Below are 17,461 nucleotides of genomic sequence, written 5' to 3' on the forward strand. Positions count from 1 at the left end.
TTCCCCACACGACACCCCCGCCCATGACCCCCAACGTGCTTTTCCTGTGTACCGGCAACAGTGCCCGCAGCGTCCTGGCCGAAGCCACGCTGCGGGCGTGGGCCGGCAACCGTTTCATGGTGTTCAGCGCCGGCAGCCAGCCCACCGGCACGGTGAACCCGTTCGCCCTGGCCCAATTGCAGGCCGAGGGCATTTCCACCGCCGGGCTGCGCAGCAAGTCCTGGGACGAGTTCACCACGGCGGACGCGCCGCGCATGGACCTGGTGGTGACCGTGTGCGATTCGGCAGCAGCTGAAACCTGCCCGGTGGTGTTCGGGGATTTCCTGCGCACCCATTGGGGGTTGCCCGACCCGGCGGCGGCCGGTGGCAGCGACGACGATAAGCGTACGGCGTTCAGGCAGGCCCATCGTGTCATCCAGGCCCGGCTGATGGCCTTCCTGGCGCTTCCTTCATCGGTCTGGGAGGACCGCGCACGACTCAAGGCCGCCCTGGACAGGATCGGTTTTGTCGAAGCCGGGGACGAAGCCGGTGAGTGACGCGGCGCCACGCATGGGCTTCTTCGAGCGCTACCTGACCCTGTGGGTGGCGCTCTGCATCGTGGTGGGCACGTTGCTGGGCCACCAGTTGCCTTCCGTTTTCGTGCGCCTGGGCAGCATCGAATGGGCGCAGGTGAACCTGCCGGTGGCCGCGCTCATCTGGGTGATGATCGTGCCCATGCTGATGAAGGTGGATTTCGGCGCGCTGCGCCAGGTCGGCCGGCACTGGCGCGGCATCGGCACCACGCTGTTCATCAACTGGGCGGTGAAGCCGTTTTCGATGGCCCTGCTGGGCTGGTTGTTCCTGCGCCACGTGTTCGGACCGTGGTTGCCGGCCGACCAGGTGGATTCCTACATCGCCGGCCTGATCCTGCTGGCGGCTGCGCCGTGCACCGCGATGGTGTTCGTGTGGAGCAACCTGTGCCGCGGCGACGCGGCGTTCACCCTCAGCCAGGTGGCCTTGAACGACGCCATCATGGTGGTGGCGTTCGCGCCGCTGGTCGCGCTGCTGCTCGGCATTTCCTCGATCACCGTGCCATGGGCCACGCTGGCCATCTCGGTGGGGCTGTACATCGTGGTGCCGGTGATCATCGCCACGTGCCTGCGCGCCTGGGTGATGCGCAAGGGCGGACAGGCCCGGCTCGACCGCTGGCTGGCCCGGCTCGGCCCGCTGTCGCTGGCGGCGCTGCTGCTGATGCTGGTGCTGCTGTTCGGCTTCCAGGGCCGGCAGATCCTGGCGCAGCCGCTGGTCATCGCGATGCTGGCGGTGCCCATCCTGATCCAGGTCTACTTCAATTCGGGGCTGGCGTACCTGCTGAACCGCAAGCTGGGCGTGGCCCATTGCGTGGCCGGTCCGTCGGCGCTGATCGGCGCCAGCAACTTCTTCGAACTGGCGGTGGCCACCGCGGTGAGCGTGTTCGGCGTGCATTCGGGGCGGCGCTGGCAACGGTGGTCGGCGTGCTGATCGAGGTGCCGGTGATGCTGTCGGTGGTCCACATCGTCAACCGGTCGCGGGGCTGGTACGAACGACCGGCCGCGCACTGAGGCGCAGCCCACGCCGTGGCCCGGGGCGCGCGCCGCCGCGCCCAGAATGGGGATTTCCCCCGATGCGCCGGCCCCGTTCCGGCGCCAGCATCACAGGCGTCGTGGCCGCCGGAGCGGGCCGCGGCCACGACGCGTGACCGCAGCCGCAGGGCTTGCTGTACCGTGCCGCCATGTCCCCGTGTCCTGCTGGAGATAGTCGAATGATGAAGCGCTGGTCCCTCCTGCTGCTCGCCCTGGCCGCCGCCGGCGCCACATCCGCCACGCCCGCCGTCGAACAGCGGCCGCGTGCGCGCGAGGCGGGCGTGGTCATCGGCACGCTGCCGGTCGGGCCGCGCAACGCGATCACCGACGTGGCCGGGGTTGGCGTCGGCCATGCCACGCTGCGCGAGGGCACGCGCCTGCACACCGGGGTCACCGCGATCCTGCCGCACGCCGGCAACCCGTACCGGCAGCGGGTGCCGGCGGCGATCGTGGTCGGCAACGGCTACGGCAAGCTGGCCGGCATCACCCAGGTGCAGGAACTGGGCGAACTGGAAACCCCGATCCTGCTGACCGGCACGCTGAGCACCTGGAAGGTCGCCGACGCGGCGGTGGACTGGCTGCTGCGCCAGCCGGGCATGGAGCAGGTGCGCTCGATCAACCCGGTGGTGGGCGAAACCAACGATGGTTACCTCAGCGACATCCGCGCGCGCCCGCTGACCCCGGCGCTGGTGGAGCGCGCGCTGACCACGGTGTCGCGTGCCGAGGTCGAGGAGGGCGATGTCGGCGCCGGCGCCGGCACGGTCGCGTTCGGCTGGAAGGGCGGCATCGGCACCAGTTCGCGGCGGTTGCCCGCGGCCGATGGCGGTTACACGGTCGGGGTGCTGGTGCAGAGCAATTTCGGCGGCGAACTCACCATCGCCGGGGTGCCGGTGTGGAAGGTATTGCCGGATCCGGCGGCGCATGCGCGCAGCGTGGCGGTGCCGCCGCCGAGCACCGGCGACGGCAGCATCATGATGGTGGTGGCCACCGATGCCCCGCTGGATGCGGCGCAGCTGCAGCGGCTGGCGAAGCGCGCGCTGGTCGGGCTGGCGCGCACCGGCTCGGTGATGTCCAACGGCTCGGGCGATTACGTCATCGCGTTCTCGACCGCCAGCGAGAACCTGCGCGACCCGGAGGTGGCGGTGCAGCCGGCGCGCAGCGTGGCCGGCGAAGCCATGTCGCCGCTGTTCCAGGCCGCCGCCGAGGCGACCGAGGAAGCCATCGTCAACTCGCTGTTCCGCGCACACACCGTGCACGGGCACCGCGGCACCGCCGCGGCGCTGCCGCTGGCGCCGGTGCTGGAAGCGGTACGACGCGCGCAGGCGGCAGCGGCGCCGCGCTGAAGCGTGCGCCGGGGCCCGCCGCGGCATGCGGCGGCGGGTGGTCGCGACGGTGCCGCCGCCACCGCGGCCACGCTGACCAGACAGCCCTGCCTGCCCGTTGAATGGCGTCATCCCGCCGCCGGCACGGCGCCGGTGGTCCGGCGATGCGCACCGCGCGCGCCGGGTCCGTCGAGGCCGGTCGGGGATGGTGATCGCGCCATGCGCCGGGCGCGCGCGGAGTGCGCCCGGTCCGGGCGCGGGTTGTTCAGTCCGTCGGCCGCGGCTCGAACGGCCGCATGCGTCGGCGGCTCAGTTCAGCAGCCGCGCCAACTGCGTGCGGTTGCTCACGTTCAACTTGCGGAAGATCGAGCTGATCTGCGATTCGATGGTCTTGCGCGAACGGCACAGGCGCTCGGCGATGGCGTCGTTGCGCAGCCCCGAGGCAACCAGCCCGGCGACCTTGCGCTCGCTCGGCGACAGGCACGTGAGCAGGGGCAGGCTGCGCGCGGCAGCGGCGTCGCCGGCGTCGTCGCCCTCGCCATCGGCAGCCAGGATCAGCAGGTGCTGGGCGTGGCGGAATGAATTGCCGGGCGCCGAACTGATCTCCACGCGCAGGGACTGCTTCGGGCGCTGCGGATGCGCCACGGTGAAAGTGGCGCGCTGGCCGGCTGCCGCCGCCGTGCCCCCGGCGCCCTCCATCCAGCGCCGCAGCGGCAGTTCGATCGCACGCGGCAGGCAACCGTCGCGTTCCGTATCGGTGCTCCAGCGCCGGCAGATGCGCTTGGCCTCGCGCGACATGTACGACGGCACTAGGTTGCCGTCCACCAGCAACGCGGCCAGCGGCAGCGCGTACAGCAGGTCCTCCACGGCCTTGTGCCGCAGCCGGTCGGATTCGAGCATGCGCACCCGCTGCAGGCTGGCGTCCAGCAACGGATACAGCTCGGCCAGGAACGCCAGCTCGGCGTCGGACAGCTCGGTATGGGCGGTGAGGATGCGGATGCTCAGTACCGCTTCCAGCCGGGTGCCGTCCCAGAACGCCAGGTGGATGAACTCGCGCCAGCCCGGCGCCGGGTTCTGCGCCTTGAGTCGTTCCGGCGCCAGCGCGTCCTGCGAGGCAATCTGCGAGAACGTGTACCAGCGGATCCGCGGATTGGCGTCCAGGTAGGGCGCGGCGACTTCCAGGCTGGTCACCAGGCGTGCCCCGTCGTCGCCGGCGGTGGCCAGGTGATGCCGGCCCTGCAGCGGCTGGTAGCCGTCGATGTCGAACAGCAGGCTGCACGAATGGCACGGCAGGGCGGCGTTGATCAGTGTCGCGCACGCCTGCCACAGCGACGCCATGTCCAGCGCCTTCACCAGCGCCGCGCGCGCGGACGCCAGGCCATCGGCGCGCGCGCAGGGTGGGGCATCGAGCATCAGCATGGCGTCTCCGGAAGGGCGCGGGCGGCGCGCGGCATCGTGGCTATGTAGCAGTGGCCCGTAGCGCTGGCAAGCGCCGCGCGCCGGCCGCGGCCGGCCGTGGCAGCTGGCCGGGAATATGCGGGTTTTTCCCGATTCGGGGCGTTTCCCGGTATGGTCGAATGGCGACGATCAGTTCTGGCCCGGGCAAAGGTGGCGACCATGCATTACACGAACGAACGGCAACAGGTGGGAAGCGAGGCCAGGCCATGAGCGCGGCCGCCGGCAGGGTGATCCTGCACATGCCCTACCTGTTGTTCCTGGGCGAGGAAACCAACCCGCTGAAGGCCAAGACCGCCTTCGGCCTGCGCGACTGGAACGCACCGGACTGCATCGGCCAGACGCGGTTGCCCGGCGGCACCATCGACCTCGGCCTGGCGGAGCTGGACCCGGCCGCCGCGGCCGCGGCCGGCGTACGCTCGCTGGTGATCGGCGTGACCCCGGTCGGCGGGCGCATTCCCGCGCATTGGAGCCCGCTGTTGATCGCCGCGGTGGAGGCGGGCCTGGACATCGTCAGCGGCCTGCACACGCCGTTGGAATCGGTGCCCGGCCTGGCACAGGCGGCGCTGCGTTCGGGCGTGCGCCTGGTGGACGTGCGCCGGCCGCCGGACAACCTGCCGCGCGCCACCGGCAAGCGGCGCAGCGGCAAGCGCGTGGCCATGGTCGGTACCGACTGCGCGCTGGGCAAGAAATACACCGCGCTGGCGCTGGCGCGGGCGATGCGCGGGCAGGGCATCGATGCCGATTTCCGCGCCACCGGCCAGACCGGCATCATGATCGCCGGCGCCGGCATCGCGGTGGACGCGGTGATCGCCGATTTCATCGCCGGCGCGGCCGAGTGCATTTCGCCCGACGCCGCGCCCGACCACTGGGACCTGATCGAAGGCCAGGGCTCGCTGTTCCACCCGGCCTATGCCGGGGTGACCCTGGGCCTGCTGCACGGTTCGCAGGCCGATGGCCTGGTGCTGTGCCACGACCCGCTGCGCACGCACCTGGTCAGCTGGCCGGATTACCCGGTGCCGGGGCTGGCGGTGGCGCGCGACCTGTACCTGCAGGCCGCGCGCCTGACCAACCCCGCCGCGCGCCTGGTCGGGGTGAGCCTGAATACCTCGGCGCTGGATGCCGCCGCCGCGCAGGAGGCCCTGGCGCGTGCCGAGCGCGAGCTGGGCGTGCCCGCCTTCGACCCGATGCGCAGCGACCTGGGCCGGGTGCTCGCCTCGATCATGGGTTGAGGGCATGGCCATGCGCACGCTGCATGCCAGGCCGCATGCCTGGAAACTGAGGGAGCCGTTCGCGATCGCCCGCGGCGTGCGCAGCGAGGCGCGCGTGGTCATCGTCGAACTGCACGAGGACGGCCAGGTCGGCCGTGGCGAAGCCGGTGGTGTCGGCTATCACGGCGAGACCCCGGAAAGCATGCTCGCGCAGATCGAACAGGTGCGCCCGGCACTGGAGCGCGGCTGCGACCGCCACGCGCTGCTGCGGCTGCTGCCGGCCGGCGGCGCCCGGCACGCGCTGGACGCCGCGCTGTGGGACCTGGAGGCCAGGCAAAGCGGGGTGCCGGCCTGGACCCGGGCCGGCATCGCCCATTGGCGGCCGGTCGACAGCGCGGTGACCATCGGCATCCGCGACATCGCCGCCTACGAGGCCGCCGCGCGGGCGCATGCCGCTTATCCCTGGCTCAAGGTCAAGGTCGGCAAGGGCTCGCCGGTGGATGCGGTGGCCGCGGTGCGCCGCGGCGCGCCGCGGGCGCGGCTGATCGTCGATGCCAACCAGTCGTGGAGCGTGGAGGAACTGCGGGCCTACGTGCCGGCGCTGCAGCCATTCGCGGTGGACCTGCTCGAACAGCCGGTCGCGGTGGCCGACAGTGACGGGCTGCTGGGCTACGACGGCGCGATCCCGGTCTGCGCCGACGAGGCGCTGTCGACGCGCGAGGATCTGCCCGCGCTGGCCGGACGCTACCAGTTCGTCAACATCAAGCTGGACAAGACCGGGGGCCTCACCGCCGCGCTGGAACTGGCCAGCGCCGCGCGCGCGGCCGGGTTCCGGCTGATGGTCGGCTGCATGCTGGGTGGCTCGGTATCGGTCGCGCCGGGCATGGTGCTGGCGCAGCTGTGCGAGGTCTGCGACCTGGATGGCCCCTGGCTGCAGGCCGAGGACTGGCCGGGCGGCATCGTGTACCAGCAGGGCCGCATGTCGATGCCGCAACCGGCGGTATGGGGCTGAGCGCGGGGTGACCGCGACGACCGCGCCGGTTGCGGCATGCCCGCAACCGGCCTTTGCGGTGCCGCCTCAATGCCGCCTCAATCCTGCGCGCTGGACCAGTCGACCGCCGGGTAGCTGCCCGGCCCCATGAACGTGCGCAGCACCTGCTTGTAGGCGGCCGGTCCGTTCTCGCTGTTGGTGAACAGCACCAGGCTTTCACCGCTGGCCGGGTCGAGCATGAAGAACGCCTTGAAGCCGGGGTTGTCACCCCAGTGCCAGGCCAGGCGCCGGCCATCGGCGTCCTGCAGTCCGACGCCCAGGCCCCAGGCGATGAACGCATCGGCCGGGCTGGGCGCCGCCGGGTCGTCGGCATCGCTGGACGGCGCGAACATCAACGCATGCGTGTCCGGGCGCAGGCCTTCGCCGCGGTACAACGCCCGCTGGATGAAGTTGTCGTAGTCCTGGGCGTTGGTGACCAGCGTCCAGGCGGTGTTCTCCCAGGCGAATATGCGCTCGGGTTCGGCGCTGCCATTCCCTGCATGGCCATTGGCGTTGCGCGCGTGCAGGGCCGGGTCGGTAAGGTAGCTGCTGCTGGGCATGTCGAACCGCGAGAACACTTCGCGCGCGGCCAGCGCATTCCAGCTGCTGCCGGTGAGGTGCTCAAGCGTGCGCTGCAGCAGGTAGAAGCCTTCGCCGGAGTAAGCATAGTGCCCGCCCGGTGCGAACTTGCTTTGCAGCGGCGTGTGGTCGATCGCCGGGTTCGACGGCGATATCTGCCAGTTGGGCAGGCCGCTGGTGTGGTCGAGCACCATGCGCGTGGTGATCCGCCGCGCCAGCGGGTTGTCCCGGGTCCTGGGCGATTGCCAGTAGTCCCACAGCGGCTTGTCGAGGTCCAGCTGTCCGGCGTCGACCAGGCGCAGCGCGATGTAGGCGGCGACGACCTTGGACAACGATGCAGCCTGGAACACGGTGTCGTCGCCGACCGTGGCCGCCGCGCGGGCATCGAGCACGCCATGGCAATACGCCTCGGAGATGCCGTCGCGGGTATGGATCAACTGTGCGCCGGGAATGCCATGCGCGCGCATGGCTGCGTCGAACGCGTCGCGCCTGGCCTGCGCGCTGGCCGATGCCGGCGGCGCGCCACAACCGGGCCGGTCGCCGGCGCCGGGCGCGGCGTGCAGCGCCGGCGTGATGCCGACGGAAACCAGTGCGAGTGCGAGAACGGCCATGCGTGGTGCCTGGATCTTCATCTTTTCCCCGGTCTGTTCGAGAAGGTGGTGTCCGTCATGCGCGGCGATGTCCGCGGATGCGATCGGCATGGCCAGGCGCAAAGCGCAGCGACGGCACGCGTGCTGTCGCGGCATGCGTCGACCGCGGCAACGATACCGCATCCACGCGCGCCTGAAGCCACTGCGCGGGCGTCATTTTCAAAGCGGTTTCGTCGTCGCCTCGAACGCGCCGGCGCCACGTCCGCGGACGCCGCCACGGCATGCGAACAATCGGGGTTTCTCCCGATGCGTGGTCGCGGGCGACGCGCCTAGGATCGCCGTCATGTTCCGGGGAAGCGTGCCCGCAGGGCCGCCATGCGACCGGAACGTGCCCGGGCCTGGTGCCGCCTATTCCGGTGTTGCGATGCGCAGCGCCGGAGCCCGCCGTCGCGCCCGGAAAAGGGACAACGCCGTCCTTCGCGACAGATCGCCATCGCCGCAGTGCCTTCCAGCCGAACCACGCCGAGCAACGGGGAGACGAACCATGATGTCCAAACGCCCGCAACAACCGCAGCATCGCCGCCTTGCAGTCGCGGTCTTCATGGGCCTGGCGGTGCCGGCCGCGGCACTGGCCGCCAGCGCCGCGCATGCGCAGCAGGCGGCACCGGACGTGGCCAGCGGACAGGCCGATGCGGGCGATGTCGCGCGCACCCTGGACAAGGTCGAGGTCACCGGCTCGCGGATCAAGCGCACCGCGGTCGAAGGGCCATCGCCGGTGGTGGTGATCACCAGCGAGGACATCCGCAAGCAGGGCTACAGCACCGTGGCCGAGACGCTGCAGACGCTGACCCAGTTCAACGGCGACGTGGTCGGCGGCGAGTTCAACGCCAGCTCCACCCAGCCCGATGCCGCGTTCCTCAATCTGCGCGGGCTGGGTGTCGGTTACCAGCTGATCCTGCTCAACGGCAAGCGCATGACCGAGTACGCGGCCAGCTCCGGCGCCGCCTCCACCGGCGTCAGCGTCGGCAGCATTCCCGCCGTGGTGGTGGAGCGCATCGAAGTCCTCAACGGCGGCGCGTCGGCCATCTACGGTTCCGATGCCGTCGCCGGCGTGGTCAACATCGTCACCCGGGACAACTGGGAAGGAAACCACCTGCGCGTGCGCGGCGGCACCACCACGCGTGGCGGCGGCGATACCGGGCAGTTCCAGTTCAGTGGCGGCAAGGCATGGGACCGCGGCAGCGTCACCTATGCGTTCGAACAGCTCAACCGCGAGCCGATCTTCTCCTGGCAGCGTGGCAACATCATCCGCACCGGCATGAACGCGCCCGGCAATGCGGGCAGCAACCGCCCCACCTTCGGCCTGGACACGGCGCTGATGGACGCCGGTTACAACGATTACTACTGGCTCGGCAGCGACGGGCGGCTGCTCTACGCCGGCGATGTCGATCCGGCGACGGCCACTGCTGCGCTGGAGCACACCTGCCGCAGCCTGGGGCGCAATTACTTCCCGATGTACGGCTCGGCCAGCGCTGCGCGTCCGTATGCCTGTGGCAACGCCAACTACTACGACGGCGACACCCTGGCCAACAAGCACGACAAGACCTCGGCTTACGTGTCCGGCCATTTCCGTTTCAACGACGCGCTGGAAGGGTACGGGCAGCTGCTGGTGCAGCGCTCGCGCAGCGAGGCCGCGCACCGCACCAGCATGTACCTGTACAACGCCGGCAGCGCGCATGATGTGGACATCGGCCAGTTCGAGTACTGGCGCGCGCTCGACCCCAACGACATCGGCGGCGCGCCGATGCGGGTGTGGGACGAGACCACCCTCAGCGCCAACGCCGGCGTGCGCGGCACCTTGGGCGCGCGCTTGGACTGGGACGCCAGCGTCAGCCTGTCGCGCGACGAGATGAAGAGCAGCTGGAAGCAGCTGATGACCGACCGCGTGCACCGCTACCTGTTCGGCGAGGCGCTGGGCGAGGTCGATGGTGCGCCGCTGTACCGCATCGATCCGTCGGTGCTGTTCGGGCCCATCACCCCGCAGCAATACGCGTCGATGGTGGACACCATCCGCAACCGCAACCTGTCGCAGACCCTGCAGGCGCAGTTCGTCCTCGACGGTGCGCTGTTCGCGCTGCCGGCCGGCGACGTGGAGATGGCCTCGGTGTTCGAGGCCTCGCATTCGAAGTACGAACTGCGTCCGGATCGACGCAGCCTCGGGACGTATACAGGCGCCGACAGGACCTTCAACCACACCGGCGTGTCCGGTGGCGGGCCACGCGACCGCTACGGTGCCGGCGTCGAGTTCCGCATCCCGCTGCTGCAGCGCCTGGTCGCCAACGTGGCCGGGCGCTGGGACACGTACGACGACATCTCCGACGTCGGCGACGCGATCACCTGGCAGGCCAGCCTCGAATGGCGGCCGTTCGACAACCTGCTGCTGCGCGCCAGCCGGCAGACCAGCTTCATGGCGCCCAACATCATGTGGCTCTACGGCGAGCCGGTGACCAACTATGACGACTACATCACCAATTACTACCTGTGCCGCCGCGACGGCCTGGACCTGACCACGACGGCCGGGCTCGCCCAGTGCGGGGCCGACCACCACGAAAGTGCCTGGTACGTGGAAGGCGGAAACAACAGCCGACTGCATGAGGAAACCGCCACCTCCAACGGCCTGGGCATCGTCTGGGACGTGACCGACCGGCTGTCGCTCAGTGCCGACTACTGGGAGATCACGCTCAAGGGCAAGAGCCAGTACCTGGATACCGCCACGCTGATGAGCGAGAACGCCAGCTGCCTGCTCGGCAAGCGCGTGGATGGCACGCCGGTCGATCCCAATTCCGGTGCCTGCGCGGTGTACCTGGCCTATGTGCAGCGCGACGCGGCGGGCAAGGTGACCGGGTACTTCCTGGACGCCATCAACCAGGCGGGCGTGCGCACCAAGGGCGTGGATGCGAGCCTGAAGTACGCCTGGAGCGGGGCAGGTTCGGCGACTTCAGCCTGAACGCCGGCTACAGCCGCACGCTGGGTTACGACGTGCAGGTCGCTGCCGGCGACCCGTGGCAGGATTACATGGGCTGCTCCTATTCGGCCACCTACAGCTGCGGCAACCAGCCGCTGGCGTTCCGCTCGCGCAGCAACTGGACGCTGGGCTGGAACCGCGGCGAATGGTCGGCCAGTGTCTATGGCTACCGCAACGGCGCGCGGGTGAACTACCAGGCCAGCGCGCAGCTGCCGTCCTACGTGCAGTGGAACGCCAGCCTGTCGAAGAAGATCACCGGCAACGTGCGCCTTGGCGTGGACGTGACCAACCTGTTCGACCGCTACGGGCCGCGGGACACGAGCATGACCTGGTATCCGTTCTACCAGAACATCTACGGCATCCAGGGGCGCGCGGTGTACGTGAATCTGGACGTCGATTTCTGAGCCGCGCAGGCGGCAGGGCCGGCGTTGCGAAGCCCTGCCGCGCGACCGGGCGTTGGCGTCCGCGCGGCAGGGCGCTGCGCCGCCGCGCCGACCGATCCCGGCTGCAAGGCGGCCGCTCCCGTGCACATGGGCTTGCCGGGTGGCTAGAATCGGCCTCCATGGACAAGGCGATCAGGGAGGGGCAGGGATGGTGAAGGTGCGCAGACGGGGACTGCTGCTGGTCCTGGCGATGGTGGCGTTGCCTGCGGGCGCGGCAGTGGACCTGGGCCAGTTCGTCCGCAAGGATGAGTTCAACGAGATCAAGATCTCGCCCTCCGGCGAGTACTACGCGGCCACCGTGCCGCTGGAGAACGGTACCGCGCTGACGCTGTTCCGGCGTGCCGACCTCAAGGGAATCGGGGGTTCAGGCCGCGACGCGACGCGCATGTGAATGGCTTCGAGTGGGTCAGCGACGACCGCGTGCTCATCAGCATCGCCGAGAAGTTCGGCATGCTCGACCAGCCCCAGCCGACCGGCGAGATCTACACGCTCGACGCCCTTGGCGGTCGGCCCGATCTGCTGGTCGGATTCCGGGTGCAGGGCAACGGTGCCGGTACCCGCATCCAGCCGAAGAAGGTCGAGGACGTGGCCGCGTTCCTGATCGACGGGCTGCCCGGGGATGATCGCAATGCGGTGATAGCGGTATGGCCGCTGATGGGGGACGAGCCGTTCACCCGCGCCGAGCGGCTGGACGTGCAGAGTGGCCGCCGGACCACGCTGGCGCGGGCGCCGGTGCGACGCGCGAGTTTCGTCACCGACAGCGGCGGTGAGGTGCGGCTGGCATACGGCGCCGACGTGGACAATGCCAGCAAGCTGTATTACCGCGAGGCCGCCGGCACGGAGTGGCGCCTGGTCAACGACCAGAACGCGAGCAAGCGGATCGAGGTTCCCCTCGGATTCTCGGCGGACAACCGGCTCGCCTACCTGCAGGTGCGGGGCGCCGACGCCGGCACCGACCGCATCGTCGCCTGGGATCCGGCCAGCGACACGCGCACCACCGTGCTGCATCACCCGGTTGCCGACCCGCTGTCGATCATCCATCGCCATGGCACGTCGATCCCGGTTGGCGCGCAGGTGATGGATGGCCGGCACCGCAACCTGTTCTTCGACGATGCCTCGCCGGAGGCACGCCAGTACCGCAGCCTGGAGGCGGCGTTCCCGGACCAGTCGGTGCGCATCACCTCCAGTACCCGCGACGGCGCGCTGCTGCTGGTCCGGGTGTGGTCCGGCAGCAGCCCCGGCGATTTCTATCTGTTCGATGTCGCGCAGAAGAAGGTGGAGCACGTGGTCAGCAGCGGCAGCTGGATCGACCCGGACAAGGCCGCCAGCGTCGAACCCATCACCTTCAAGGCGCGCGACGGGCTCGCCATCCACGGCTACCTGACCCGGCCGCGCGGCGCCTCGGGTGCGCGGCCGATGGTGCTGATGCCGCACGGCGGCCCGTTCGGCATCTTCGACGGGTGGCAGTACGACCGCGATGCGCAGCTGCTGGCGGCGGCCGGCTATACCGTCATGCAGGTCAACTACCGGGGTCCGGCAACTACGGCTGGGCATTCCAGACCGCCGGGGCGCGGCAGTGGGGCGGTGCCATGCAGGACGACCTGACCGACGCCACGCGCTGGGCGATCGCGCAGGGCCATGCCGAGGCATCGCGGATCTGCATCTACGGGGCCAGCTACGGCGGCTATGCGGCGCTGATGGGGGTGGCGAAGGAGCCGTCGCTGTACCGCTGTGCCGCCGGGTACGTCGGCGTCTACGACCTGCCGATGATGCAGCGCCAGGACGGCCGCAAGCGCCGCAGCCTGGGTAACTGGTCCAGGGACTGGGTGGGCGAGGACATGGCCGCGCTGGCGGCGGTTTCGCCCAACCGCCTGGCCGATCGGATCAAGGTGCCGGTGTTCCTGGCGGCGGGCGGCGAGGACGAGATCGCCCCGGTCGAACATACCCGGATGATGGAGGCCGCGTTGAAGAAGGCGGGCGTGCCGGTCGAAGCGTTGTACTACGACACCGAAGGCCACGGCTTCTACACCGAGCCGCACCAGCGCGAGTACTACACCCGGCTGCTGGCGTTCCTGTCGCGGCACCTGGGCGGCGACACCGCGAAGTAGGGGCGCATGCCCGCCATGACCCCAACGGCGCCGAGTGGCGCCGTTGGGGTTCCGGCCAGGGCGCGCCCTCAGCGCACCCCGTGCATCATCCGCTTCAGCAGCGGCGCGGCGAGCAGGGCGAGCACGGCGCAGCCCAGGCCGATCCACATCAGCAGCCAGAACAGGTGTTCGTAGCGGGCCGCGGCCTGCGCGATGTCCATCACTTCGCCTTCGGGCACGTCGATGGCGGCGAGCTTGCCGAACAGTGCGGCCAGGGTTTCGGAAAAGGCGGTGGCCAGGAACCAGGTGCCCATCATCAGGCTGACCACGCGCGGGGCCGCCAGTTGGGTGACGGCCGACAGTCCCACCGGCGACAGGCACATCTCGCCGATCTCCAGGACCAGGTAGGCCAGCACCAGCCACCACACGCTGGCCATCTGCCCGCTGGCACCGACCTGCTGCGCGGCCAGTGCCAGCGGCACGAACGACAGCGCCCCGAACAGCAGCCCGAACGAGGATTTCACCGGCTTGGACGGATCCAGCCCGCGCCGGTCCAGCCACGCCCACAACGCGGCGAACAGTGGCGCCAGCAGTACCAGGAACAGCGCGCCCAGGTAGGTCAGCGAACCGGCGGTCTGTGGCAGCACCAGGCAATCGCGCAGCAGCAGCACCAGCATCGCCGCGACGATGATGGCGAACAGCAGGCGCGGCGCGCCCGAGCCGGGGGTGCGTTCGGACAGGCGCGCGGCGACCACGAAACCCAGCGGCGCCAGCAGCAGCGAAGCGATCGACCACGGCAGCGGGGTGCCGTCGCGGATCACCAGCGACGGCACCAGGTCCTTGCTCAGCAGGCGGTCGGTGAAGGTGACCCACGAACCGTAGGTCTGTTCGTACAGGGTGAAGAACACCAGTGCCATGAAGATCAGCGCCATCAGCGCGATCATCTGCTGGCGCTGTACCGGGGTGCAGCGGGTACCGGTGAACCAGGCGAACCACAGCAGCACGCCGCCCAGCACCACGACCATCAGCATCAGCGCCAGGCTGATTTCGCCGCCCAGGGCGAAGGCGCCGTTGGCCGCGGCCCACATCAGCGCCGCCACCGGCATCACCCCGGCGATGGCGACGGCGTAGATCAGCCATTCGCGCGGCAGTCCGGCCACCCGCTCGCGCAGCGCCTGCGGCCGTGGCGGCTCGGCGTGGCCCTGCAGGTATTTCTGCCCCCACAGGAACATGGCCAGGCCGACCAGCATGCCGATGCCGGCGGCACCAAAGCCGTATTTCCAGCCGTAGGCCTCGCCGAGGAAGCCGCAGACCAGCGAGGCGAACAGCGCGCCGAGATTGATGCCGGCGTAGAACAGCGAGAAGCCCGAATCGCGGCGTGGGTCGTTGTCCGGGTACAGCTTGCCGACGATGGTGGAGATGTTGGGCTTGAGGAAGCCCACGCCCATCACGATCAGCGCCAGCGACAGGTAGGTCGCGCCCAGCGCGGCGTCATCGCGCACCACCTCGCCGCCGACGCGGTGCGCGGCGTGGCCCTCGAAGGCCATGCCCAGGTGGCCGAGCACCAGCAGGATGCCGCCGAACACCACCGCCTTGCGCATGCCCAGCCAGCGGTCGGCGAGCAGGCCGCCGAACACCGGCACGCAGTACACCAGCCCGCCGTAGGCGCCCAGCAGGTCCAGCCCGGCCTTGTCGCCGAACAGGTGGTACTTGGTCAGGTACAGCAGCAGCAGCGCCTTCATCCCGTAGAACGAAAAGCGCTCCCACATTTCGGTGAAGAAGCAGACGTAGACCCCCTTGGGGTGGCCGAGGAAGTCGCTGGACGGGGAGGCGGGAGTTGCGTGCATCGGGGCGCCGGCTGCGGAGTCGGCGGCAAGTATAGGAGCCGGGCGGAAGACGGGCCCGGCGGCGCCCGCCCGGCGCATGCGCTGGCCCGGCCGCCGGGCGGGCGCGGATGCGGGTGTCGCCGTGGCCCGGTGCCGGGGCGCGACAGGCCGCATGGCACGTCGCGCATGCTGCGGTACGGCTGGACTTGCCGTTAAGCGGACGTTAGCGTGGCAACGTTTTTTGCCAGCCGGAAATTTCCATGAACAATGCTGCACCCCCGCAGCTCACCTTCCGCGCGGTGGTCCTGGCCATCGTGCTGGCGGTGGTGCTGTCCGCCGCCAACGCCTACCTGGGCCTGTTCGCGGGCCTGACCGTGGCCACGGCCATTCCCGCCGCGGTCGTCTCGATGGGCGTGCTGCGCCTGCTCGGCGGCGGCACCATCCTCGAGAACAACATCGTCCAGACCGGCGCCTCGGCCGGTTCGTCGATCGCCGCGGGCGTGATCTTCACCATCCCGGCGCTGATCCTGATGGGCTACTGGCCCGACTTCAAATACTGGTGGGTGCTGGGCATCGCCGGCCTCGGCGGCCTGCTCGGCGTGCTGTTCTCGGTGCCGCTGCGGCGCTCGATGATCGTCGAGGAACCGCTGCCGTTCCCCGAAGGCAAGGCCGCGGCCGAAGTGCTCAAGGCCGGCGAGAACCCCGGGCCGGGGCTGAAGATCCTCGGCCTGTCGGCCGCCATCGGCGGCGTGGTCAAGCTGGCCGCAGCCAATGGCCTGAAGGTGATTCCCGACAGCTGGGCGGTCGCCGGCTACTTCGCCAACAACAAGGTGATCGGCTACCTCGGCACCGGGCTGTCGCCGGCGCTGCTGGGCGTGGGCTACATCGTCGGCCTCAATGTCGGCATCGTGGTGCTGTCCGGCGCGATCCTGTCCTGGCACATCGCCATCCCGCTGTACCACGCGCTGTTCCTGGGCAGTGATCCACAACTGGCCGCCGGCATCGCCGGCGCGCCGGCGGCCGATGCGGCGTTCGCCATCTGGTCGTCCAAGATCCGCTTCCTCGGCGTCGGCGCGATGCTGGTGGGCGGGGTGTGGACGCTGTTCTCGCTGCGCAAGTCGCTGCTGGCCGGGATCAAGAGCGGCTTCGCCGCCGCGCGCAAGAGTGCCGGCGCGGTGCCCCTGGCCGAGACCGAGCGCGACCTGCCGATGAAGTGGATGCTGGTGGCGCTGGTGCTGTTCGTGTTGCCGCTGCTGGCGCTGTACCAGGCCATCGTCGGCCAGTGGCTGGTCAGCGTGCCGATGACGATCATCATGATCGTGGCCGGCTTCCTGTTCGTCTCGGTGTCCGGCTACCTGGCCGGCCTGGTGGGCTCGTCCAACAACCCGGTCTCGGGCATCACCATCGCCACCATCCTGTTCGCCTCGGTGGTGCTGCTGATGCTGCTGGGCGACGACGGCAAGGTGCAGGTCGGCGGCGCGCCGCTGGGCGCGGTGGCGGCGATCATGATCGGCGCGGTGGTGTGCTGCGCGGCCGCGGTCGGCGGCGACAACCTGCAGGACCTCAAGACCGGTTACCTGGTCGGTGCCACGCCGTGGAAGCAGCAGCTGATGCTGGGCATCGGCGCGTTCTCCTGCGCGCTGATCATGGCACCGGTGCTGAACCTGCTGCAGGAGGCCTATGGCATCGGCTCCAAGACCCTGCCGGCGCCGCAGGCCAACCTGATGGCCTCGGTCGCCAAGGGCCTGTTCGGCGGCGACCTGCCCTGGACCATGATCATCATCGGCGGCGTGATCGGCGCGGTGGTGATCGCCATCGACGGCTGGCTGAAGAAGACCGGCAAGCGCTTCCGCGTGCCGGTGCTGGCCGCGGCCATCGGCATCTACCTGCCGCTGGAGCTGATGGTGCCGATCTTCCTCGGCGGTCTGCTGGCCCACCTGGTCGCGCGCTTCCACAAGGTGCGCGCCGACGACGAAGAGGCGCTGGACCGCGTGCATCGCCCCGGCGTGCTGTTCTCCGCCGGCCTGATCACCGGCGAGGCGCTGATGGGCATCGCCATCGCCCTGCCCATCGTGATCACCCAGAACCCGGACGTGCTGGCGCTGCCGCTCAGCCTCGGCGCCGCGGCGCAGTGGGTGGGCCTGGCGGTGCTGTTCCTGGTCGGCTGGCTGCTGTACCGGGTCGGCCGCAAGGGCGAGCAGGCGACGCCGGCCAAGGGCTGATGCCCGCACCCGGGCGATGATCGACCGCGCAAGGCCCCGCTCCGGCGGGGCCTTGTCGTTGCGGGGGGCC

9 protein-coding genes and 3 pseudogenes are annotated in these 17,461 nt (G+C 70.1%); 9 read left to right on the forward strand and 3 right to left on the reverse strand.

The annotated features are described in order from the left end of the window. The first annotated feature begins 23 nt into the window (after positions 1–23). The 3 genes and pseudogenes from B1L07_04970 to B1L07_04980 all read left to right on the forward strand — a co-directional run bounded on the left by B1L07_04970 (position 24) and on the right by B1L07_04980 (position 2,944). Entirely contained in the window at positions 24–536 is a 513-nt protein-coding gene (locus B1L07_04970; protein AUZ54567.1) for a low molecular weight phosphatase family protein, read from the forward strand. 13 nt (positions 537–549) lie between these two features. Continuing rightward, positions 550–1,580 (forward strand): annotated as a pseudogene (locus B1L07_04975) (arsenical-resistance protein). Positions 1,581–1,783: 203 nt separating this feature from the next. Next, the gene (locus tag B1L07_04980) at positions 1,784–2,944 is read left to right on the forward strand and encodes an aminopeptidase (GenBank protein AUZ56461.1); all 1,161 of its coding nucleotides are present in this window, start codon (positions 1,784–1,786) and stop codon (positions 2,942–2,944) included. Positions 2,945–3,232: 288 nt separating this feature from the next. Here the strand turns inward: B1L07_04980 and B1L07_04985 are convergent, their stop codons facing one another. Further along, complete coding sequence (locus B1L07_04985; protein AUZ54568.1) at positions 3,233–4,342, reverse strand: hypothetical protein; 1,110 nt, start codon at positions 4,340–4,342, stop codon at positions 3,233–3,235. A 245-nt stretch (positions 4,343–4,587) separates the two neighbouring features. On the opposite strand from B1L07_04985, the gene B1L07_04990 reads away from it, so the two are divergent. Further along, complete coding sequence (locus tag B1L07_04990) at positions 4,588–5,610, forward strand: EBNA-1 nuclear protein (protein ID AUZ54569.1); 1,023 nt, start codon at positions 4,588–4,590, stop codon at positions 5,608–5,610. A 4-nt stretch (positions 5,611–5,614) separates the two neighbouring features. Further along, a complete protein-coding gene (locus B1L07_04995) occupies positions 5,615–6,601 on the forward strand; it encodes a hypothetical protein (GenBank protein AUZ54570.1) in 987 nt (328 codons plus the stop codon). Positions 6,602–6,678: 77 nt separating this feature from the next. On the opposite strand, the gene B1L07_05000 is transcribed toward B1L07_04995, so the two are convergent. Beyond that, on the reverse strand, positions 6,679–7,830 hold the full coding sequence (locus tag B1L07_05000) for a hypothetical protein (protein AUZ56462.1): 1,152 nt from the start codon (positions 7,828–7,830) through the stop codon (positions 6,679–6,681). A 505-nt stretch (positions 7,831–8,335) separates the two neighbouring features. Here B1L07_05000 and B1L07_05005 point away from each other — a divergent pair. The 3 genes and pseudogenes from B1L07_05005 to B1L07_05015 all read left to right on the forward strand — a co-directional run bounded on the left by B1L07_05005 (position 8,336) and on the right by B1L07_05015 (position 13,364). Next, positions 8,336–11,217: pseudogene (locus tag B1L07_05005) on the forward strand (hypothetical protein). A 187-nt stretch (positions 11,218–11,404) separates the two neighbouring features. Continuing rightward, on the forward strand, positions 11,405–11,647 hold the full coding sequence (locus tag B1L07_05010) for a hypothetical protein (GenBank protein ID AUZ54571.1): 243 nt from the start codon (positions 11,405–11,407) through the stop codon (positions 11,645–11,647). Positions 11,648–11,772: 125 nt separating this feature from the next. After that, positions 11,773–13,364 (forward strand): annotated as a pseudogene (locus B1L07_05015) (peptidase S9). 68 nt (positions 13,365–13,432) lie between these two features. On the opposite strand, the gene B1L07_05020 reads toward B1L07_05015, so the two are convergent. Then, the gene (locus B1L07_05020) at positions 13,433–15,190 is read right to left on the reverse strand and encodes an MFS transporter (GenBank protein AUZ54572.1); all 1,758 of its coding nucleotides are present in this window, start codon (positions 15,188–15,190) and stop codon (positions 13,433–13,435) included. 239 nt (positions 15,191–15,429) lie between these two features. Between B1L07_05020 and B1L07_05025 the strand changes: the two genes are divergently transcribed. Beyond that, the gene (locus B1L07_05025) at positions 15,430–17,391 is read left to right on the forward strand and encodes an oligopeptide transporter, OPT family (protein AUZ54573.1); all 1,962 of its coding nucleotides are present in this window, start codon (positions 15,430–15,432) and stop codon (positions 17,389–17,391) included. Positions 17,392–17,461 lie beyond the last annotated feature (70 nt).

The organism is Stenotrophomonas acidaminiphila (genome assembly GCA_002951995.1).
GTDB lineage: Bacteria > Pseudomonadota > Gammaproteobacteria > Xanthomonadales > Xanthomonadaceae > Stenotrophomonas > Stenotrophomonas acidaminiphila_A.

Excerpts from the sequence above, each read along its gene's own strand:
- B1L07_05020 (AUZ54572.1), bottom strand. The coding sequence starts at position 15,190 with ATGCACGCAACTCCCGCCTCCCCGTCCAGCGACTTCCTCGGCCACCCC.
- B1L07_04985 (AUZ54568.1), bottom strand. The coding sequence starts at position 4,342 with ATGCTGATGCTCGATGCCCCACCCTGCGCGCGCGCCGATGGCCTGGCG.
- B1L07_05010 (AUZ54571.1), top strand. The coding sequence starts at position 11,405 with ATGGTGAAGGTGCGCAGACGGGGACTGCTGCTGGTCCTGGCGATGGTG.
- B1L07_04990 (AUZ54569.1), top strand. The coding sequence starts at position 4,588 with ATGAGCGCGGCCGCCGGCAGGGTGATCCTGCACATGCCCTACCTGTTG.
- B1L07_04995 (AUZ54570.1), top strand. The coding sequence starts at position 5,615 with ATGGCCATGCGCACGCTGCATGCCAGGCCGCATGCCTGGAAACTGAGG.
- B1L07_04970 (AUZ54567.1), top strand. The coding sequence starts at position 24 with ATGACCCCCAACGTGCTTTTCCTGTGTACCGGCAACAGTGCCCGCAGC.
- B1L07_05025 (AUZ54573.1), top strand. The coding sequence starts at position 15,430 with ATGAACAATGCTGCACCCCCGCAGCTCACCTTCCGCGCGGTGGTCCTG.
- B1L07_05000 (AUZ56462.1), bottom strand. The coding sequence starts at position 7,830 with ATGAAGATCCAGGCACCACGCATGGCCGTTCTCGCACTCGCACTGGTT.
- B1L07_04980 (AUZ56461.1), top strand. The coding sequence starts at position 1,784 with ATGAAGCGCTGGTCCCTCCTGCTGCTCGCCCTGGCCGCCGCCGGCGCC.